Source organism: Planomonospora alba (genome assembly GCF_039534085.1).
In the GTDB taxonomy this organism is placed as follows: domain Bacteria; phylum Actinomycetota; class Actinomycetes; order Streptosporangiales; family Streptosporangiaceae; genus Planomonospora_B; species Planomonospora_B alba.
This window is the reverse complement of the sequence record NZ_BAAAUT010000001.1, coordinates 63,261-81,747: the sequence shown is the minus strand read 5'-3', so window position 1 is coordinate 81,747 and position 18,487 is coordinate 63,261. Positions and strand designations below refer to the sequence as shown.

Here is an 18,487-nt window from a genome sequence, read left to right as displayed (position 1 = left end):
GCGTCGTCAGCCGGTCGTGCCGCCGACCGTGCCCTTCGGGTGCAGCAGGCCGCCCCCGTCCTGCGTGTTCTGCGCGATCTTCGCGGCCGCCGGGCCGGTCACCTTGTCGGCGTTCTCCGGGAAGTGGCAGGCCACCTGGTGGCCGGGGGCCAGCTCCACCAGCGGCGGCTCCTCGGTCTTGCAGATCACCTGCGCCTTCCAGCACCGGGTGTGGAAGCGGCAGGCGGGCGGCGGGTTGAGCGGGCTGGGCACGTCGCCCTGCAGGCGGATGCGCTCGCGGTCCTTGCGCCGGGCCGGGTCCGGGATCGGCACCGCCGACATCAGCGCGTTGGTGTACGGGTGCATGGGCGACTCGTACAGGCCCTTGCGGTCCGCCAGCTCGACGATCTTGCCGAGGTACATGACGGCGACGCGGTCGCTGATGTGCCGGATGACCGACAGGTCGTGCGCGACGATGACGTAGGTCAGGTCGAGCTCGCTCTGCAGGTCCTCCAGGAGGTTGACCACCTGTGCCTGGATGGAAACGTCCAGCGCGGAGACCGGCTCGTCGGCGATGATCAGCTTGGGCTTGAGCGCGAGCGTGCGGGCGATGCCGATGCGCTGGCGCTGGCCGCCGGAGAACTCGTGCGGGTAGCGGTTGTAGTGCTCGGGGTTGAGCCCGACCAGCTCCAGGAGCTCCTGGACCGCCTTCTTCGTGCCCTGCTCGGTCTGCACGCCCTGGATGCGGAAGGGCGCGCCGACGATGGAGCCGACCGTGTGGCGCGGGTTCAGCGAGGAGTACGGGTCCTGGAAGATCATCTGGAGGTCGCGGCGGAGCGGCCGGATCCTCGCCTGCGACATGTGGGTGATGTCGTTGCCCTCGAAGACGATCCGGCCCTCGGTCGGGTCCATCAGCCGGGTGATCAGGCGGCCGGTGGTGCTCTTGCCGCACCCGGACTCGCCCACCAGGCCGAGCGTCTCGCCCTTGCGCACGTCGAAGCTGATGCCGTCGACCGCCCGGACCGCGCCGACCTGCCGCTTGAGCAGGCCCTTGGTCACCGGGAAGTGCTTCTTCAGCCCCTGGACGGACAGCAGCGCCTCGCGATCGGTCACCACCGTGCCCTTGTCGTCGACAGTCACGCGCTCTCCATCATCGGCTTGATCTCGTTCTCCCAGATGGCCCGCCGCTCGGCCACCGGCATGTGGCAGCGGACCAGATGCCCGCCGTCGGACTCCACGAGCTCCGGGACCACCGTGGTCGCCTTGCCCGCGGTGCGGTCGGAGTACGGGCACCGGGGGTTGAAGGCGCACCCGGACGGCACGTTGATCAGCGAGGGCGGGGTGCCCTTGATCGGCATGAGCCGCTCGGTGGGCTCGCGGTCCAGCCGCGGCATCGATCCCAGTAGACCCCAGGTGTAGGGGTGCTCGGGACGGTAGAAGATGTCCTCGGCCGTGCCGTACTCGATGCACCTGCCGCCGTACATCACCAGGATGTCGTCCGACAGCTCGGCGACCACGCCGAGGTCGTGGGTGATGACGATCAGCGCGGAGTTGAACTCGCGCTGCAGGTCCAGCATGAGGTCGAGGATCTGGGCCTGGACCGTCACGTCGAGGGCCGTGGTCGGCTCGTCGGCGATCAGCAGCTCGGGGTCGCACGAGAGCGCCATGGCGATCATGGCGCGCTGGCGCATGCCGCCGGAGAACTCGTGCGGGTAGCTGTCCACGCGCCGGTCGGGCTGCGGGATGCCCACCCTGCCCAGCATGTCGATCGCGTGCTTGCGCGCGACCTTCTTGCTGACGTCGTTGTGGATCCGGTAGGCCTCGATGATCTGGTCGCCGACCGTGTAGAACGGGTGCATCGAGGAGAGCGGATCCTGGAAGATCATCGCCATCTTCTTGCCGCGCAGCGTGCGCACGTGGTCGGCGCTGGCGCTGACGAGCTCCTCGCCGTCGAGCCAGATCTCACCGGAGATCTTCGCCCGGCCGCCCTTGTGCAGGCCCAGGATGCCGAGGCTGGTCACGCTCTTGCCGGAGCCGGACTCGCCGACGATGCCCAGGGTCTTGCCCCGCTCCAGCTTGAACGACAGGCCGTCGACGGACTTGACCAGGCCGTCCTCGGTCGGGAAGTGGATGCGCAGGTCCCGCAGCTCCAGGAAGGAACCGGACGCGCCGGACGTGTGCGGAGCCGTCATGACAGCCTCACCCTCGGGTCGACCACCGCGTACAGAACGTCCACGATGAAGTTGGCCAGGACGATGAAGAACGCCGCGAACATGGTCACGCCCAGCACGACGGGCAGGTCGTTGCCCCGGATCGCGTCGATGACCAGCTTGCCGATGCCGGGGATGGAGAAGGTGCTCTCGGTGAGCACCGCGCCGCCCAGCAGCAGGCCGAGGTCGAGGCCGAAGATGGTGAGGATGGGGGTCAGCGTGGCGCGCAGGGCGTGCTTGGTGACCACCGTGCGCTCCTTGAGGCCCTTGGCGCGGGCGGTGCGGATGTAGTCCTCGCCCATGGTCTCCAGCATGCCCGCCCGGGTGAGGCGGGCGTAGGTCGCGGCGTACAGGAACGCCAGCGTGATCCAGGGCAGCACCAGCGACTGGAACCACATCACCGGGTTCTCGGTGAAGGGCGTGTAGCTGCCGCCGCCGGGGAAGATGCCGAGCGTGTAGGCGAACAGCGCCAGCGACACCAGTCCGGTGAAGTAGATCGGGAGCGAGACGCCGGCGAGCGCCACCGTCATGGCCGCCCGGTCGAGCGCCGTTCCGCGTCTCAGCGCGGATATGACGCCGATGCTCACGCCGCCGACGACCCAGATGACCGAGGCGCCGATGGCGAGCGAGACGGTCGCGGGGAGCCGGTCGAGCAGGGTCGGCCAGACCGGCTGGTTGTTGTTGAACGAGAAGCCAAAGCAGGGTGCCGGGCACTCGGCCTTGCGCGGGCCGAGGGAGTAGTCCTGGCCCATGACGATGCCCTGCGCGAACCGCCCGTACTGCACGATGAGCGGATCGTCGAGGTGCAGCCGCCTGACGGCGCCCTGGATCGCCTCGGGTGTGGCGTCCCGGCCGACGTAGCGCGCGGCCATGCCCTCGGGGGTCTGCCCCAGGGCGCGCGGGATGAGGAAGAAGATCGCGAACGTGGCCACGCTGACGATGACGAGCATCAGCACGGCGGCGATCACGCGGCGGACGATGAAAGCGAACACGATCGTTCGGCCGGGGTGCCCGGGAGGATCGCTCCCGGGCACCCGTCAGGCCTTCACCTGCCTTTGGCTAGCTGGAGAGGACTACTGCTTGACGCCGAGCCACGTGTAGTCGTACATGCCGTAGGCCGGGTGCACGTACACGTTGGTGAGGCTGGCCGGACGGAAGATCAGGGTCTTCTCGTACACGAACGGCAGGAACGCCGCGGACTCCATGACCTTCTGGTCGACCTGGGCCCAGATCTCGTTGCGGGCCGCGGGGTCGGTGGTCTGGATGCCCTTGTCGAGCAGCTCGTTGATGGTCTTGTCGTCGAGCTCCATCATGTTGTAGTTGCCGGAGGCCTTGATGAAGCGGCCGTCGACGATCTGCGACAGGAAGCCGAAGCCCGAGGGCCAGTCGGAGCCCCAGCCGGCGATCATGATGCCGAGCTTGTTCTGGTGCACGAAGTCCGGCTTGCCGGCGTACTGCGAGCTCCAGTCACCCGACGGGTACTTCTTGATCGACGCCTTGATGCCGACCCGGTCCAGCGATGCCTGCAGGGCCTCGGCGACCTGGACCTCCTTGGTCCGGTCACCGCGGACCGCGATGTTGGTCTCGAAGCCGTTCGGCTGGCCGCAGGCCGCCAGGTGCTCCTTGGCCTTGGCCAGGTCGCCCTTCTTGTCGGCGCCGTTCGGGTACAGGTCGAACTGCTTGTAGCCGACCGTGGTCGGGGTCATCGCGGTGGTGGCGATGTCACCGCCGAGCGGGCCGCCCCACGGCAGCTGGGTGGCGACCTTGTCGACGGCGTACTGCACGGCCTTGCGGCAGTCGATGTTGTCGAACGGCGCGACCTTGGTCGACAGCATCGCGTAGCGGTTGAAGGGGGTGTACGGGTTGTCCGTGGAGTCCTTCAGCTGCGGGTTGCCGACGATCTGCCCGCGGGCGGCCGTCTGCACACCGGTGCCGGCGAGGTCGACGTGGATCTGGCCCGCCATCAGGCGCTTGTCGATGTCCTCGGCGTTCTGCTTGAACTGCACCTCGATGCGGTCCGGCAGCTGCTTGCGGGTGGTGTCGGTGGACGGGTCCCAGTTCTCGTTCTTCACGAGGACGAACTGCTTGCCGACCTCGTGGGTCTCGATCTTGTAGGGACCGGTCGAGGCGACGGTCTTCTCGTAGTCGAGACCGGTGTCCTTGGCCTGCGGCACCGGCGCCGACTGCGGGTTGGCGACCAGGAAGTCGAACTCGGCGAACGGCTCCTTGAGCTTGAAGACGACCGTGTAGTCGTCCGGGGTCTCGACGGCCTTGAAGTTGTCGAGGTTCTTGTCCTTGTACGGACCCTTGTAGCCCTCGGCGTCGAGGTACTGCGCGAAGTACTTCGGACCGTCGGTGAGCTCGTCGGTGAAGTTGCTGCGGGCGATGGCGTACTTGACGTCCGCGGCCTTGACCTCCGTGCCGTCGTCGTACTTGATGCCCTTCTTGAGCTTGTAGGTCCAGGTCAGACCGTCCTCGCTCGCGACACCGGGGCCCTCGGCCAGGTCCGGGACCAGCTTCAGGCCGGCCTCGCCCGGCTGGGCGGCGTAGGTCATCAGCGGGCGGGCGTACAGGCGGGAGAAGTTCCAGTTCCACGCGTAGTACGTGTTGCCCGGGTCCATCGAGTCCGGCTCGTCGCTGAGGGCGAACTTGAGGGTGCCGCCCTTGGCGTCGGAGGGGTTGACGACCTTGGTGTAGGCGTCGTTGTGCTTGGCCCCCGAAGCGGCGCCCGTGCCGCCGCCCGAACCGGTGTTGCCGCCGCCGGCCGTGCCGCCGCAGGCGGCCAGACCCATGGTCAGCGCGGTACCCAGCGCCGCCAGCGCCAGGGCATTGGTCTTCCTCATCGTGGTTGTCCACCTCTTGTCATGAGTGACGGTGATCTAGCGGAACGGCAGCGTGTGATCGCGCTACCGGGCGCGGGGGTCGAGGGCGTCCCGAAGCCCATCGCCCAGCAGGTTGAAGGCCATCACGGTGATGAAGATCGCGAGGCCCGGGACGAGCATGAAGTGCGGGGCCAGCTGGTAGTAGTCGACCGCGCGGGTGAGCATGCCGCCCCAGGACGCCTGCGGCTCGGCCACGCCCACGCCGAGGAACGACAGGGCCGCCTCGAAGAGGATGTTCGTGGGGATGAGCAGCGTGGAGTAGACCAGGATCGGCGCCACGAGGTTGGGGAACATCTCCCGGAAGATGATGTGCCTCCGGCTCGCTCCCAGCGAGCGGGCCGCGTCCACGAACTCGCGCTCGCGCAGCGAGAGGGTCTGGCCTCTGACGATGCGCGCGATGTAGGGCCAGTTGAAGAACCCGATGATGAACACGATCACCGCGATGCGCAGGGCGTTGCCCTTGAGCCCGAGCGCCTGGTCGGGGACGGCGCCGACGATGGCGATCGCGAACAGCAGCAGCGGGAAGGCCAGGAAGATGTCCATCAGGCGGCTGATGAGCATGTCGACCCAGCCGCCGAAGAAGCCCGCCACGACGCCGAGCAGCGATCCGATCGCCACGGAGACCAGGGTGGCCAGGAAGGCCACCAGCAGCGAGATCTGCGCGCCGGACAGGATCCGGGCGAGGATGTCGCGGCCGTTGACCGGCTCCACGCCGAGCGGGTGCTCCAGGCTGATGCCGCCCCAGTCGGCGAGCGGGACGCTGGTCAGCGGGTCGAGGAGGTCGTTGTTCGGCGTGTTCGGCGAGTCGCCGAACAGGGCGATCAAGCCGCCGAACGGCCGCTCGGCGAAGATCGCGATCAGCGTGAGGAGGACGACGACGACGGCGCCGGCGATGGCGGCCTTGTCGCGCTTCAGGCGTGTCCAGGCGATCTGACCGAGTGAACGGCCCTCGATGGCCTTTCCTCCCGCTCCCTGGACCACGGCCTCCGGCTGGGCCTCCATGGCCTGTCCGGAGACATCGAGCGGTGCGGTCATACAGTGGCCCCCTGGGTCCCAGACGACGTTGTCCAACGGGCGCGTGCCCCCGGTCCGGGGTGTCGCGCCCTGAAGTCTACGGGCCGTTCTCGTGTGCCCGTCCCGCAGAATCTATGGGCTGATCTGCGGTGACTAGTCCTTGGGGGGGCTATGTGGCTTAACTGTGATTCACGTGAAATTCATTCGTTTTGATCTTGAACTCAATGTATGAGGTGTGTACCGCTTGTGTCCTGATTTTGTGACATTACTCGGACAGAGCCGCCTCACCCGATCCCGCGGCGCTTGAGGATCGCCTCGATGTCCGAGAAGTCGTCGTCGGCGGGCTGCGCGGCCGGCTTCCCGCCCGGCCGGCCCTCCCCCGGGGCGCGCGTGGGCAGCGGCTGGGTGGGCGCGCCCGCCTGCACCTGCGGAGTCCGCCCGCCGGTGACCGCGCCGGCCGCCGGGGAGGCCTCGGGCGCCGCCGTACGGCCGGCGCGGGCGGCGGACAGCCGCCGTCCCCTCATGAAGCCCGAGACCACGAACAGCAGGGCCGACACCCCCGCCACCGCGACCCCGGCCCAGACCGTGGGGTTGAGCACCAGGCCCGTGACGAACCCGGTGACGGCCGTGCCGATCCGCCACAGCGTCGGCAGCGCCCCGGTCAGGTAGGCCGCGACCGGCAGCAGGGACCAGGCCAGCGCCCGCAGTCCCGCCGCGGCACCCCTGCGGCGCAGCAGCAGGAAGCTCAGCACCAGCCCCACACCGGTCAGCCCGGCGCAGACGGCCAGCCACGGGATCTGCTCGTACGTCATGGCGGATCGCCCCCTCGCGTCTCGTGTACCCGCTATCCATCCTGGCACTCGAAACGGGGGACGCTCCTCCTTCTGGGGGAGGGATCATCCCCTAGGGGTCACGGGGCCGGGGTCTCAGGGACCCGCCGGGCCTGCTCCCCCGGCGGCACCGGCCGGCGCCCCGTGGGGCCGCGGTCCCGCGGGCCCGGCGCTACTCCCCGGCGGCGGCCAGCGCCCGCAGCGCCGCAAGGTCGACCTCGCGCAGCGACGCCACGACGAGCCTGCCGGGGGCGTGCGGGATCGGCAGCACGCTCGGCACCGCCACCACCCGGCAGCCCGCCGCGGTGGCCGCCGTCACCCCGTTCGGGGAGTCCTCCAGCGCGACGCAGCGGGCCGGGTCGGCGCCGAGCAGCCGGGCCGCGGTGAGGTACGGCTCCGGGTCCGGCTTGGGCCGCGCCACGTCGTCGCCGGTGACCACGTGGTCGAAGTTGCACCGACCGATGCTCTTCAGGCAGGCCTCGGCGATCGGCCGCGACGAGGAGGTCACCAGGGCCGTGGGCAGGTCCGCCCGCCGTACGGCCGCCAGCAGCTCGGCGGCGCCCGGCATCATCTCCACGCCGGCGGCGAGCCGGCGGGTCATGCCCTCCAGCATCCAGGCCGCGACGTCGGCCGGGTCGGCCTGCGCGCCGGAGACCTCGAGCATGTAGGCGACGGTGGACGGCATGGAGCCGCCCACCAGGTGCTCCTGGTCCGCGGGGGTCCAGTGGCCGCCCAGCCGCTCCATCACCTCGGTCTCGACCTGGAACCAGATCTTCTCGCTGTCCACGAGAAGCCCGTCCATGTCGAACAGCACCGCGTCCACGCCCCGGGCGCCCCTTCCGCGTCAGACGTTGAAGTACTTGGCCTCGGGGTGGTGGACGACCAGCGCCGACGTCGACTGCTCGGGGTGGAGCTGGAACTCCTCCGAGAGCTTCACCCCGATCCGCTCCGGGTCGAGCAGCTCCATCAGCTGGACCTGGTCCTCCAGGTTGGGGCAGGCCGGGTAGCCGAAGGAGTAGCGGCAGCCGGTGACGTTGACCTTGAGCATGTCCTCCAGCGACTCGTCGCCGCCGATCCCCAGCTCCGCGCGGACCCGGGCGTGCCAGTACTCGGCGAGCGCCTCGGTCAGCTGCACCGACAGGCCGTGCAGCTCCAGGTAGTCGCGGTAGGCGTCCTTGGCGAACATCTCCGCGGTGGCCTCGGAGATCCGGTTGCCCATGGTGACGACCTGGAGGGCGACCACGTCGGTCTCGCCGGACTCCTTCGAGCGGAAGAAGTCGGACAGGCACAGGTGCCGGTCGCGGCGCTGGCGCGGGAAGGTGAACCGGGTGCGCTCGCCGCCGGACCCGTCCAGGATGATCAGCGAGTCGCCGTCGCTGACGCACGGGAAGTAGCCGTAGGCGACGGCCGCCTCCAGGAGGTTCTCGGTCTGCAGCCGCTCCAGCCACATCCGCAGCCGGGGCCGGCCCTCGGTCTCGACCAGTTCCTCGTAGGACGGGCCGTCCCCGCCCCGGGTGGGCTTGAGCCCCCACTGGCCCAGGAACAGGGCCCGCTCGTCGACGAACGCCGCGTAGTCGGCGAGCGGAACGCCCTTGACGATGCGGTCGCCGAGGAACGGTGCGGCCGGGACGGGGTTGTCGGCGGCCACGTCGGAGCGGGCGGGCAGCTCCTCGACCGGGGTGCGGCTCAGCGTCGCGCCGGTCTTGACCCGGCGCTCGCGCAGCGGCGGCAGGCTCGCGCCCTCCTCGCCGCGCTTGACCGCCATGAAGGCGTCCATCAGGCGCAGGCCCTCGAAGGCGTCGCGGGCGTAGCGCACCTCGCCCTCGAACAGCTCGGCGAGGTCCTGCTCGACGTAGGCGCGGGTGAGGGCGGCGCCGCCGAGGAGCACGGGGTATTTGCCCGCGATGCCCCGGGAGTTCATCTCCTCGAGGTTCTCCTTCATCACCACCGTGGACTTCACCAGCAGCCCCGACATGCCGATGACGTCGGCCCTGCTGTCCTCGGCGGCCTCCAGGATCGCCGAGACCGGCTGCTTGATGCCGAGGTTGACGACCTCGTAGCCGTTGTTGGACAGGATGATGTCCACCAGGTTCTTGCCGATGTCGTGCACGTCGCCCTTGACGGTCGCCAGCACGATGCGGCCCTTGGTCTCGCCCTCGACCCGCTCCATGTGCGGCTCCAGGTAGGCCACGGCGCTCTTCATCACCTCGGCCGACTGGAGCACGAACGGCAGCTGCATCTGCCCCGAGCCGAACAGGTCGCCGACGACCTTCATGCCGTCCAGCAGCACGTCGTTGACGATCTCCAGGGCCGGACGCCGGGTGAGGGCCTCGTCCAGGTCGGCCTCCAGGCCCTTCTTCTCGCCGTCGATGATGCGCCGCTTGAGCCGCTCCCACAGCGGGAGCGCGGCCAGCTCCTCGGCCCGGGACGAGGCGGTGGCGGAGCTGTCGACGCCCTCGAACAGCTCCATGAAGCGCTGCAGCGGGTCGTATCCCTCGCGCCGCCGGTCGTAGACCATGTCCAGCGCCACCTGGCGCTGCTCGTCGGGGATGCGCGCCATCGGCAGGATCTTGGAGGCGTGCGCGATCGCCGAGTCCAGCCCGGCGTTGACGCACTCGTTGAGGAAGACCGAGTTGAGCACCACGCGGGCGGCGGGGCTGAGGCCGAAGGAGATGTTGGACAGCCCCAAGGTGGTCTGCACGGCCGGGTAGCGCCGCTTGATCTCCCGGATGGCCTCGATGGTCTCCAGCCCGTCGCGCCGGGTCTCCTCCTGGCCGGTGGCGATCGGGAAGGTCAGGCAGTCGACGATGATGTCCTCGACCCGCATGCCCCAGTTGCGCGTCAGGTCCTCGATGAGGCGGGTGGCGATGCGCACCTTGTGCTCGGCGGTGCGGGCCTGGCCCTCCTCGTCGATGGTCAGGGCGACCACGGCGGCGCCGTGCTCGCGCACCAGCTCCATGATCCGGGTGAACCGGGAGCCGGGGCCGTCGCCGTCCTCGTAGTTGACCGAGTTGACGATCGCGCGCCCGCCGAGCGCCTCCAGGCCGGCCTCGATCACGGCGGGCTCGGTGGAGTCGATCATGATGGGGAGCGTGGAGGCGGTGGCGAAGCGGAACGCCAGCTCCCGCATGTCCTGCCGGCCGTCCCGGCCGACGTAGTCGACGCACAGGTCGAGCATGTGCGCGCCGTCGCGGGCCTGCGCCCGGGCGATCTCGACGCACTCCTCCCAGTTGCCGGCGAGCATCGCCTCGCGGAACGCCTTGGAGCCGTTGGCGTTGGTCCGCTCGCCGATCGCCAGGTAGGAGGTGTCCTGCCGGAAGGGCACGTGCTGGTAGAGCGAGGAGGCCCCGGCCTCGGGGTGCGGGCGGCGCGCGGCGGTCTCGCGGCCGCGGACCCGCTCGACGACCTTGCGCAGGTGCTCGGGCGTGGTGCCGCAGCAGCCGCCGACGATCGACAGGCCGTAGGAGCGGGTGAAGGTGTCGTGCGCGTCGGCCAGCTCGTCCGGGCCGAGCGGGTAGTAGGCGCCGTCGGAGGTCAGCACGGGCAGCCCGGCGTTGGGCATGCACGACAGGCGGACCCGCGCGTGGCGGGCGAGGTAGCGCAGGTGCTCGCTCATCTCGGCGGGGCCGGTGGCGCAGTTGAGGCCGATGACGTCGACGCCGAGCGGCTCGATCGCGGTGAGCGCCGCGCCGATCTCCGAGCCGAGCAGCATCGCGCCGTTGGTCTCGATGGTGACCTGGGCGATGATCGGCACGTCCCGGCCGGCGTCGGCGATGGCCCGCTTCGCGCCGATCACGGCGGCCTTGACCTGGAGGAGGTCCTGGGCCGTCTCGATGATCAGCGCGTCGGCGCCCCCGGCGATCAGCCCGGCCGCGTTGTCGTAGTAGGCGTCGCGCAGCTCGCCGTACGGCTTGTGCCCGAGGGTGGGCAGCTTGGTGCCCGGGCCGATGGAGCCGAGCACGAAGCGGGGGTGGTCCGGGGTGGACCAGTGGTCGGCGGCCTCGCGGGCGACGCGGGCCCCGGCCTCGGAGTAGGCGAAGACCCGGTCGGCGATGTCGTATTCGCCCAGCGCGGCGAGGTTGGCGCCGAAGGTGTTGGTCTCCACGCAGTCGACGCCGACGGCGAAGTAGGCGTCGTGCACGGCCCGGACGATGTCGGGGCGGGTGACGTTGAGGACCTCGTTGCAGCCCTCATGCCCCTCGAAGTCGTCGAGCGTGACGTCGTGGGACTGCAGCATCGTCCCCATGGCCCCGTCGGCGACCATCACACGCTCGGCCAGGACGTCACGGAAAGACGGTGCGTTTGTCATAGGCGAAAGCTTACTGGGAACCTCCCGGCCGCTATCGTTCATGGTGCCAATTGCACTTTGGGTCCAATTAACCCCTGCGAGGTGCCCCATGGCCTACCGCACCGTCGTCGTCGGCACCGACGGCTCCGCCTCCTCCTTCCGCGCGGTCGCCGCCGCGGGCTCCCTCGCCGGCGCCACCGGCGCCGCGCTGGTGCTGGCCTGCGCCTACCTCCCCATGCGCGGGCGCGAGCGCAGCGCGGCCGCCGACGCGCTCGGGGAGCTGTCGTACAAGGTGAGCGGCTCCACCCCCGCCGACGACGCGCTGCGGGCCGCCCGCGAGCACGCGGTCGCCGCGGGCGCCACGGAGATCGAACTGGTCGCCGAGGAGGGCGACCCGGTCGACGTGCTGGTCTCCCTGGCCGCGCGCGTCCGCGCCGACCTGCTGGTCGTCGGCAACCGGGGGCTCAACAGCCTCGCCGGGCGGCTGCTCGGCTCGGTCCCGTCGAGCGTCTCGCAGCGGGCGGGCTGCGACGTGCTGATCGTCCGCACCACCTCCGGGAGGTGACGCGGAGCCGCCCGCACCGCATAGGCTTAGCCGGAAGGCACGCCAGGCGTGAGAAGGAGGGGCGGCGCGTGATCGAATTCGAGGGTCTGCCCGAGCTCGTCGATCCGGTGCTGATCGCCGCGTTCGAGGGGTGGAACGACGCGGGCGAGGCCTCGAGCGGAGCGATCGCGCACCTCGAGACCGAGTGGAAGGCCACCGAGCTGCTCTCCCTCGACTCGGAGGACTACTACGACTTCCAGGTCACCCGGCCGATCGTCGAGATGGGCGAGGGCCTGACGCGGTCGATCACCTGGCCCAGCACGAAGATCTCCGTGGCCCGGCCGCCGGGCGCCTCCCGCGACGTGGTCCTGCTGCGCGGCATCGAGCCCAACATGCGCTGGCGCTCGTTCTGCGAGGAGATCATCGGCGTCTGCCGCGAGCTGGGCGTGGAGCTGGCGGTGCTGCTCGGCGCGCTGCTCAACGACTCCCCGCACACCCGCCCGGTGCCGATCGTCGGATCGGCGACCGACGAGGGCCTGGCCCGGGCGATCAACCTGGAGCTGAGCCGCTACGAGGGGCCCACCGGCATCGTCGGCGTGCTGCAGCACGCCTTCGGCACCGCGGGCCTGCCCGCGATCTCGCTGTGGGCCTCGGTCCCCCACTACGTCGCCCAGCCGCCCAACCCCAAAGCGACCCTGGCCCTGCTGAGCCGGATGGAGGACCTGCTCGACGTCCCGATGCCGCTGGGCACCCTGGCCGAGGAGGCCAGGGCCTGGGAGCACGGGGTGGACGAGCTGGCCGCCCAGGACAGCGAGGTGGCCGAGTACGTCCGCGAGCTGGAGGAGCGCAAGGACGCCACCGAGCTGCCCGAGGCCAGCGGCGACGCCATCGCCGCGGAGTTCGAGCGCTATCTGCGCCGGCGCGACCGCGACGGGGACGGCTGAGCCGTTCCTCCGGAGTCCCGGCCGCCAGGGCGCGGGACGGCCGCAGCTTCCGCAGGCGCCCCGGGTACGCCGCTGGAACGCCGGCGCCGCCTGGAGGTTCCCGGCGAGCCTGGACGACCGCCCGCCGAGCCGCTGACCGACCGGGAACCGGAGATCGCCCGGCTCGTGGCGCGCGGGAGGACGAACGCCGGCATCGCCGCCGAGGGGAGAGCCGGAGAACACACGGCACACCGTTATCGGTATTTACCCTATTTTTTGCCACTCCCGGGTGATAATCGGTGCTCACCGGATTCCGGCCGGAACGCACCCGGCCGGGGTCGCGGACCGGCAACGATTCCACCACCAGGAGAAACACGGCTCGGTAAACACCCGCCGATGGCGCCATCCCCATGTCGAAATCTTGTCCATGTGACTGCGCACGTTAGGGCAACCATGGCGACTCCCCAGCTCGACCCGGACCAGCTCGACCCGTACCGGAAGGCACAGGACGCGCGCCGCCGCGTCCTCGAGATGTCCGTTTTCATGAAACGCCAGGACGGCCACGACGACGGGTTCCCGCCGGGCCTGCGGGGTCCCGCCGCCTCCGGGCCCGCGGTCGACCTCTTCCTCGCCCTGCTCCAGGACCGGCTCCCCGTCTGGCTGAAGATCCTCGACGACCTGATGCACCTGGTCGGCAAGGGCACCGTCACCGACAACCTGCTGCCCATCGCCCGGGCCGGCATCGACTACTACGCGGAGGTCCAGTCGGCGGCGCTGCCCGCCTTCACCTCGCCCTCGGTCACCGTCAGGTTCCGCGAGGCCATGAAGGACACCCGGCTGGACCCCGTGTCGGAGGTCGTCCCGCTGGCGGCGTACCTGGAGGCCGAGCAGCGCCGGGGCCGCGTCGCCGCCGGCGTGGACCCCTCGGCCAGCGCCCGGCTCCTGCTCGCCGGGTGCTTCCGGCACGCCTACTACGAGCTCTTCGTCGGCACCGGCTTCGTGCCCTCGCGCGACGACAGCGCCGAGGAGATCATCCGGGAGCTGAGGCTGGAGCCCCACGCCGCCTGATCGAAACGCCGCCAGACCAGCTCGGCCAGGGCGGGGTCCGCGCCCAGGGGGGCGCTGACCAGGTCGGCGCCCGCGCCCTCCAGCCGCCCCTGGAAGAAGCCGGGGGCCAGCAGATAGGAGGCCAGCGCGATCCGGGGAGCCGGAGCCTCCCGCAACGCCCGCAGGGCCTCCCCCAGCGGCGGGCTGCCCGCCGAGGCGAACGCGGCCGTCACCGGGCGGGACAGCCGAGCCGCCAGCAGGCGCGCCGCCGCGCGCACGTCGGCCAGCGCGGCGGGGTCGGACGAGCCCGCCGCGCCCAGGACCACCGCGTCGGTGTGCCGCAGTCCCGCGGCGGCCAGCCTCCTGGCCAGCACCGCGGTCAGCAGCGGGTGCGGCCCCAGCGGGGGCGCCACCGCCACGTCCGGCCGCGCGGCGGCGACCACCGCCGGCAGGTCGATGTGGACGTGGTACCCGCCGGCCAGCAGCAGGGGGACCACCACCACGGGGCCGGGCACGGCGGGCAGCACGTCGGCCAGCAGGGGCGGGCTGATCTCCAGGTGGGCCAGCTCCACCCGCCGCCCGGGACGGGCCCGCCGCACCGCGTCCCGCAGCCCGGCGAGCGTCTCCTCCCCCGCGGCGCTGCGCGTGCCGTGCGCGGCCAGGACGAGCGTCGTCACCCCGTCACACCGCCCCGCCGCGCTCGCACGCCAGCCGGTAGCCGCGCTTGACGACCGTCTCGACGATCCCCGGGGGGCCCAGGGCCCGGCGCAGGCGGGTGATCGCCATCTCGACGGCGTGCTCGGCCGAGTCGCGGGAGGGGCCGCCGGGCAGGACGGTCCGCAGCTCCGAACGGGCCACCACGTGGCCGGGCTTGTCCGCCAGCCGCTTGAGCACCGCCATCGGGGCGGGCGGCAGCGGCTTGAGCTCGCCGTCCACGACGACGGCGTGGCCGCGGATCTCCAGCCCGTGCCCGCCCGCGACCAGGCGGGTGACGCCGTGGGCGGGCAGGTGCCGGGCGAGGGTGCGGGCCAGCGCGCCGAGGCGGGAACGCTCCGGCTGCACCACCGGCACCCCGCGCTCCTGCAGCGGCGCGGCGGTGACCGGCCCCACGCAGGCGGCCACGACCGGCCCGGCGAAGGCCGCCAGCAGCGCCTCCTCCAGCCCGTCGGCACGGGCCGCGGACAGCATCGCCAGCACCGCCGGGGCGCTGGTGAAGGCCACCGCGTCCACCGCTCCCGAGACCGTCTGGCTGATCAGCCGACGCAGCGGCGAGGGGTCGCGGTAGGGCAGCCACCGGTAGACCGGCACCTCGATGACCTCGGCCCCCGCCCCGCGCAGCGCGCCGACGAAGCCGGTCAGCGGCTCCCCGTGCAGCTGCACGGCGATCCGGCGCCCGCGCAGGTCCTGGGCGAGCAGGTACTGCTTGACCTCCTCGCACGACTCGGTGGCGGGCGTCCAGTGGTCGTTCAGCCCCGCCGCGCGCACCGCGCCGCGCGCCTTGGGCCCCCGGGTGAGCAGCCGGGCCGAGGCCAGGTGCGCCGCCAGCTCCGCCGACAGGCCCCACCCCTCCGCGGCGGCCATCCACCCGCGGAAGCCGACCCCCGTGGTGATCACCACGTCGTGGACCGGGCCCGCCAGTGCCGTCCGGGTCGCGGCCAGCAGGTCCGCGTCCTCGGCCAGCGGCACCAGCCGGATCGCCGGGGCCTGCACCACCCGGGCGCCCCGCCGCTCCAGCAGCGCGCAGAACTCCTCGCGCCGCCGGGTCGCGGTGACCCCGATGGTGAAGCCGGCCAGCGCGTCGGGCTCGGTCTCCGGGGAGGCCGCGGCCGGGGGTGCCGGAGCGTTCACGGGAGTCTCACTTCCACCGCGCCGCCGCTCCGGCGGACCGGATAGACCGGTACGGCCACCGCCGGATCGTCCAGGCACACCCCGGTCACCAGCGAGAAGACCTGCTTGTGCATGGGCGAGGCCACGGTCGGCTCCGGGCCGCGGCTGCCGACGATGCCCCGCGACAGGACGTACGCCCCGCTGAACGGGTCGCGGTTGCCGATCGCGTACAGGGCCCCGTCGAAGGTGCGGAACACCGCGACCTGGTGTCCGTCCACCAGGACGCAGACGCCCTCCTCGGGCATCAGGTCGTGGTAGGCGCAGACCGGGGTCCAGCCGCCGGTCCGCGTGCCCGCGGCCGGGTTCTCGCGCAGGACGGTCATCGGGAAATCCCTCCTCTTTGCGGTGGTGGGGTCGGGCGGACGGGCCGTTCAGGAGCGGACCGCCTCCAGCGGGATCAGCACCGGCTTGACCTGTTCACGCTCGGTCTCGAAGGCGATCGACGGGTCCGGGGTGCCGGGCGCGTTGACGAAGGAGACGAAGCGCCGCAGCCGGTCGGGGTCCTCCAGGACGGCGCGCCACTCGTCGGCGTAGCCGGCGACGTGCCGCTCCATCTGCGCCTCCAGCTCGGCGCAGATGCCCAGCGAGTCCTCCAGGACGACCTGCTTGACGTAGTCGAGCCCCTGGTTCTCCAGCCAGGCCGAGGTGCGCTGGAGCCGGTCGGCGGTGCGGATGTAGAACATCAGGAACCGGTCGATGACGCGGATCAGCTCGTCGGTGGACAGGTCGGAGGCGAACAGGTCGGCGTGCCGGGGCGTGAAGCCGCCGTTGCCGCCGACGTAGAGGTTCCAGCCCTGCTCGGTGGCGATGACGCCGAAGTCCTTGCCGCGGGCCTCGGCGCACTCGCGGGCGCAGCCGGAGACGGCCGACTTCAGCTTGTGCGGCGAGCGCAGCCCCCGGTAGCGCAGCTCCAGCGCGATGGCCAGGCCCACCGAGTCCTGCACGCCGTACCGGCACCAGGTGGAGCCCACGCAGGACTTGACCGTGCGCAGCGCCTTGCCGTACGCGTGGCCGGACTCGAAGCCGGCGTCGACCAGGCGCTTCCAGATCAGCGGGAGCTGCTCCACCCGCGCGCCGAACAGGTCGATCCGCTGCCCACCGGTGATCTTCGTGTAGAGGCCGAAGTCGCGGGCGACCTCGCCGATCACGATGAGCTTGTCGGGGGTGATCTCCCCGCCGGGGATGCGCGGGACCACCGAGTAGGTGCCGTTGCGCTGGATGTTGGCCAGGAAGCGGTCGTTGGTGTCCTGCAGCGCGGCCTGCTCGCCGTCGAGGATGTGGCCGGTGCCGAGCGAGGCGAGGATGGAGGCGACGACGGGCTTGCAGATGTCGCAGCCGCGCCCGGTGCCGTGCTCGGCGATCAGCTGGGAGAACGTCGTGATGCCGCGGACCCGGACGATGTCGAACAGCTCGGCCCGGCTGTGGGCGAAGTGCTCGCACAGGGCCTTGGAGACCTCGACGCCCGACTTCACGAGGATCTGCTTGAGCATCGGCACGCAGCTGCCGCAGGTGGTGCCCGCGCGGGTGCACGCCTTGATCTCCGCGACGTCGGTCAGGCCCTGCTCCGCGATGGCGCGGCAGATCTCGCCGTGCGTGACGTTGTTACAGGAGCAGACCTGCGCGTCGTCGGGCAGGTCCGTGTCCGCGGGGCCGCCGGTGAACAGCAGCTCGCCCGGCGTGCCCGGCAGCTCGCGGCCGACGAAGGGCTTGAGCGTGGTGTACGGCGTGGCGTCGCCGACGCAGATGCCGCCCAGCAGGGTGCGGGCGTCGTCGCTGACGAACAGCTTCTGGTAGACGCCGGTGACCGGGTCCATGAAGGTCACGTCGAGCGCGCCGTCCATCGCGCCGAACTGGGCGACCTCCACGCCGAGCAGCTTGAGCTTGGTGGACGGGTCGGCGCGGGTGAAGACCGCCCCGCCGCCCATGATGCGGTCGGCGGCGACCTCTGCCATGGTGAAGCACGGCCCGACGAGGCCGTGGACCACGCCGTCGTGCAGGGCGCACTCGCCGATCGCGTAGATCGCCGGGTCGCTGGTGCGCATGCCGTCGTCGACCGCGATGCCGCCGCGCTCGCCGACCGCCAGGCCGCCGGCGCGGGCCAGCTCGTCGCGGGGCCGCACGCCTGCGGAGAAGACCACGACCTGCGCCTCGACCGTCTCGCCGTCCGGCTTGACCAGGCCCGCGACACGGCCGTCCGGCCCGGCGACGATCTCGGCGACCCCGGCTCCGGTGTGCACGCGCAGGCCCAGCGCCTCGACGTGGCCGCGCAGCACCGCGCCGCCGCCGGAGTCGACCTGGCGGGGCATGAGCCAGCCGCCCATCTCCACCACGTGCGTGTCCAGGCCCAGCCCGCGCAGCGCGTCGGCGGCCTCCAGGCCGAGCAGCCCGCCGCCGATCACCACGCCGGCCGTGGCGCCCCGCGAGGCCCCGCGGATCGCGTCCAGGTCGTCGATGGTCCGGTAGACGAAGCAGCCGTCCAGGTCCCTGCCCGGCACCGGCGGCACGAACGGGCTGGAGCCGGTGGCGAGCACGAGCACGTCGTACGGCTCGGCGTGCCCGTCGGCCGTCGTCACCGTCCGGCCCTGCCGGTCGATCGCGGTGACCGCGGAGCCGAGCCGGAGCACCACGCCCTCGGGCACCGGGTAGGTGAGGTCCTCGGCGCTCCTGCCCGCCAGATAGGAGGTGAGCGCCACCCGGTCGTAGGCGGGCCGGGGCTCCTCCCCCAGCACCGTGATCCGCCCGTCGAACCCGCGCCCGGTCAGCGTCTCGACCAGCCGGTACGCCGTCGGCCCGTACCCCACCACGACAAGCCTTCGCATGGTCGCCTCCGCCTCCACGATCCCGTTCTCCCCGTCCGTTCCGGTCCGCCCGCGGCCGCGGCCT

General features: G+C 71.6%; 15 protein-coding genes. 3 read left to right on the top strand and 12 right to left on the bottom strand.

All coding sequences use genetic code 11. From position 1 onward, the window contains the following. Window positions 1-6: 6 nt before the first annotated feature. From ABD823_RS00380 to metH, 8 genes are all read right to left on the bottom strand, one after another. Window positions 7-1,119 carry an ABC transporter ATP-binding protein gene (locus ABD823_RS00380; protein ID WP_344854568.1) on the bottom strand — a complete coding sequence of 371 codons (1,113 nt, stop codon included), beginning with the start codon at window positions 1,117-1,119 and terminating at the stop codon, window positions 7-9. Next, window positions 1,116-2,171 carry an ABC transporter ATP-binding protein gene (locus ABD823_RS00375; protein WP_344854566.1) on the bottom strand — a complete coding sequence of 352 codons (1,056 nt, stop codon included), beginning with the start codon at window positions 2,169-2,171 and terminating at the stop codon, window positions 1,116-1,118. Before ABD823_RS00375 ends, ABD823_RS00380 begins: the two co-directional genes overlap by 4 nt. Then, window positions 2,168-3,181 carry an ABC transporter permease gene (locus tag ABD823_RS00370; protein WP_344854564.1) on the bottom strand — a complete coding sequence of 338 codons (1,014 nt, stop codon included), beginning with the start codon at window positions 3,179-3,181 and terminating at the stop codon, window positions 2,168-2,170. Before ABD823_RS00370 ends, ABD823_RS00375 begins: the two co-directional genes overlap by 4 nt. An 81-nt stretch (window positions 3,182-3,262) precedes the next feature. Then, window positions 3,263-5,032 carry an ABC transporter substrate-binding protein gene (locus ABD823_RS00365; protein WP_344854562.1) on the bottom strand — a complete coding sequence of 590 codons (1,770 nt, stop codon included), beginning with the start codon at window positions 5,030-5,032 and terminating at the stop codon, window positions 3,263-3,265. Between the two features lie 63 nt (window positions 5,033-5,095). Then, window positions 5,096-6,106, bottom strand: coding sequence for an ABC transporter permease (locus ABD823_RS00360; RefSeq protein ID WP_344854560.1), 1,011 nt, complete (start codon window positions 6,104-6,106; stop codon window positions 5,096-5,098). Between the two features lie 263 nt (window positions 6,107-6,369). Continuing rightward, window positions 6,370-6,897, bottom strand: coding sequence for a cellulose synthase (locus ABD823_RS00355; RefSeq protein WP_344854558.1), 528 nt, complete (start codon window positions 6,895-6,897; stop codon window positions 6,370-6,372). Between the two features lie 190 nt (window positions 6,898-7,087). Further along, window positions 7,088-7,738, bottom strand: coding sequence for an HAD family hydrolase (locus ABD823_RS00350; RefSeq protein WP_344854556.1), 651 nt, complete (start codon window positions 7,736-7,738; stop codon window positions 7,088-7,090). Between the two features lie 21 nt (window positions 7,739-7,759). Then, window positions 7,760-11,224, bottom strand: coding sequence for a methionine synthase (gene metH / locus ABD823_RS00345; RefSeq protein ID WP_344854554.1), 3,465 nt, complete (start codon window positions 11,222-11,224; stop codon window positions 7,760-7,762). Between the two features lie 88 nt (window positions 11,225-11,312). Between metH and ABD823_RS00340 the strand changes: the two genes are divergently transcribed. From ABD823_RS00340 to ABD823_RS00330, 3 genes are all read left to right on the top strand, one after another. Continuing rightward, window positions 11,313-11,768 (top strand): universal stress protein, encoded by a 456-nt coding sequence (locus ABD823_RS00340; protein ID WP_344854552.1) that lies wholly within the window; start codon window positions 11,313-11,315, stop codon window positions 11,766-11,768. Window positions 11,769-11,836: 68 nt separating this feature from the next. After that, the gene (locus ABD823_RS00335) at window positions 11,837-12,691 is read left to right on the top strand and encodes a PAC2 family protein (RefSeq protein ID WP_344854550.1); all 855 of its coding nucleotides are present in this window, start codon (window positions 11,837-11,839) and stop codon (window positions 12,689-12,691) included. 432 nt (window positions 12,692-13,123) lie between these two features. After that, window positions 13,124-13,738 carry a hypothetical protein gene (locus tag ABD823_RS00330; RefSeq protein WP_344854548.1) on the top strand — a complete coding sequence of 205 codons (615 nt, stop codon included), beginning with the start codon at window positions 13,124-13,126 and terminating at the stop codon, window positions 13,736-13,738. Here the strand turns inward: ABD823_RS00330 and ABD823_RS00325 are convergent. Genes ABD823_RS00325 through nirB form a run of 4 tightly spaced genes read right to left on the bottom strand, consistent with a single transcriptional unit; the run spans window position 13,642 to window position 18,423 of the window. Beyond that, window positions 13,642-14,394, bottom strand: coding sequence for a sirohydrochlorin chelatase (locus tag ABD823_RS00325; RefSeq protein WP_344854546.1), 753 nt, complete (start codon window positions 14,392-14,394; stop codon window positions 13,642-13,644). The genes ABD823_RS00330 and ABD823_RS00325 overlap by 97 nt on opposite strands. A 4-nt stretch (window positions 14,395-14,398) precedes the next feature. After that, window positions 14,399-15,565, bottom strand: coding sequence for a uroporphyrinogen-III synthase (locus ABD823_RS00320; RefSeq protein ID WP_344854544.1), 1,167 nt, complete (start codon window positions 15,563-15,565; stop codon window positions 14,399-14,401). Further along, window positions 15,562-15,927: a nitrite reductase small subunit NirD gene (gene nirD, locus ABD823_RS00315; protein WP_344854542.1), complete on the bottom strand. Its 366-nt coding sequence runs from the start codon at window positions 15,925-15,927 to the stop codon at window positions 15,562-15,564. The genes ABD823_RS00320 and nirD overlap by 4 nt, the downstream gene beginning before the upstream one ends. 48 nt (window positions 15,928-15,975) lie before the next feature. Further along, the gene (nirB, locus tag ABD823_RS00310) at window positions 15,976-18,423 is read right to left on the bottom strand and encodes a nitrite reductase large subunit NirB (protein ID WP_344854541.1); all 2,448 of its coding nucleotides are present in this window, start codon (window positions 18,421-18,423) and stop codon (window positions 15,976-15,978) included. Window positions 18,424-18,487 lie beyond the last annotated feature (64 nt).

Coding starts and splice junctions, on each gene's coding strand:
- ABD823_RS00375 (WP_344854566.1), bottom strand. CDS start 2,171: ATGACGGCTCCGCACACGTCCGGCGCGTCCGGTTCCTTCCTGGAGCTG.
- ABD823_RS00365 (WP_344854562.1), bottom strand. CDS start 5,032: ATGAGGAAGACCAATGCCCTGGCGCTGGCGGCGCTGGGTACCGCGCTG.
- ABD823_RS00360 (WP_344854560.1), bottom strand. CDS start 6,106: ATGACCGCACCGCTCGATGTCTCCGGACAGGCCATGGAGGCCCAGCCG.
- ABD823_RS00355 (WP_344854558.1), bottom strand. CDS start 6,897: ATGACGTACGAGCAGATCCCGTGGCTGGCCGTCTGCGCCGGGCTGACC.
- metH (WP_344854554.1), bottom strand. CDS start 11,224: ATGACAAACGCACCGTCTTTCCGTGACGTCCTGGCCGAGCGTGTGATG.
- ABD823_RS00340 (WP_344854552.1), top strand. CDS start 11,313: ATGGCCTACCGCACCGTCGTCGTCGGCACCGACGGCTCCGCCTCCTCC.
- ABD823_RS00330 (WP_344854548.1), top strand. CDS start 13,124: ATGGCGACTCCCCAGCTCGACCCGGACCAGCTCGACCCGTACCGGAAG.
- nirD (WP_344854542.1), bottom strand. CDS start 15,927: ATGACCGTCCTGCGCGAGAACCCGGCCGCGGGCACGCGGACCGGCGGC.
- nirB (WP_344854541.1), bottom strand. CDS start 18,423: ATGCGAAGGCTTGTCGTGGTGGGGTACGGGCCGACGGCGTACCGGCTG.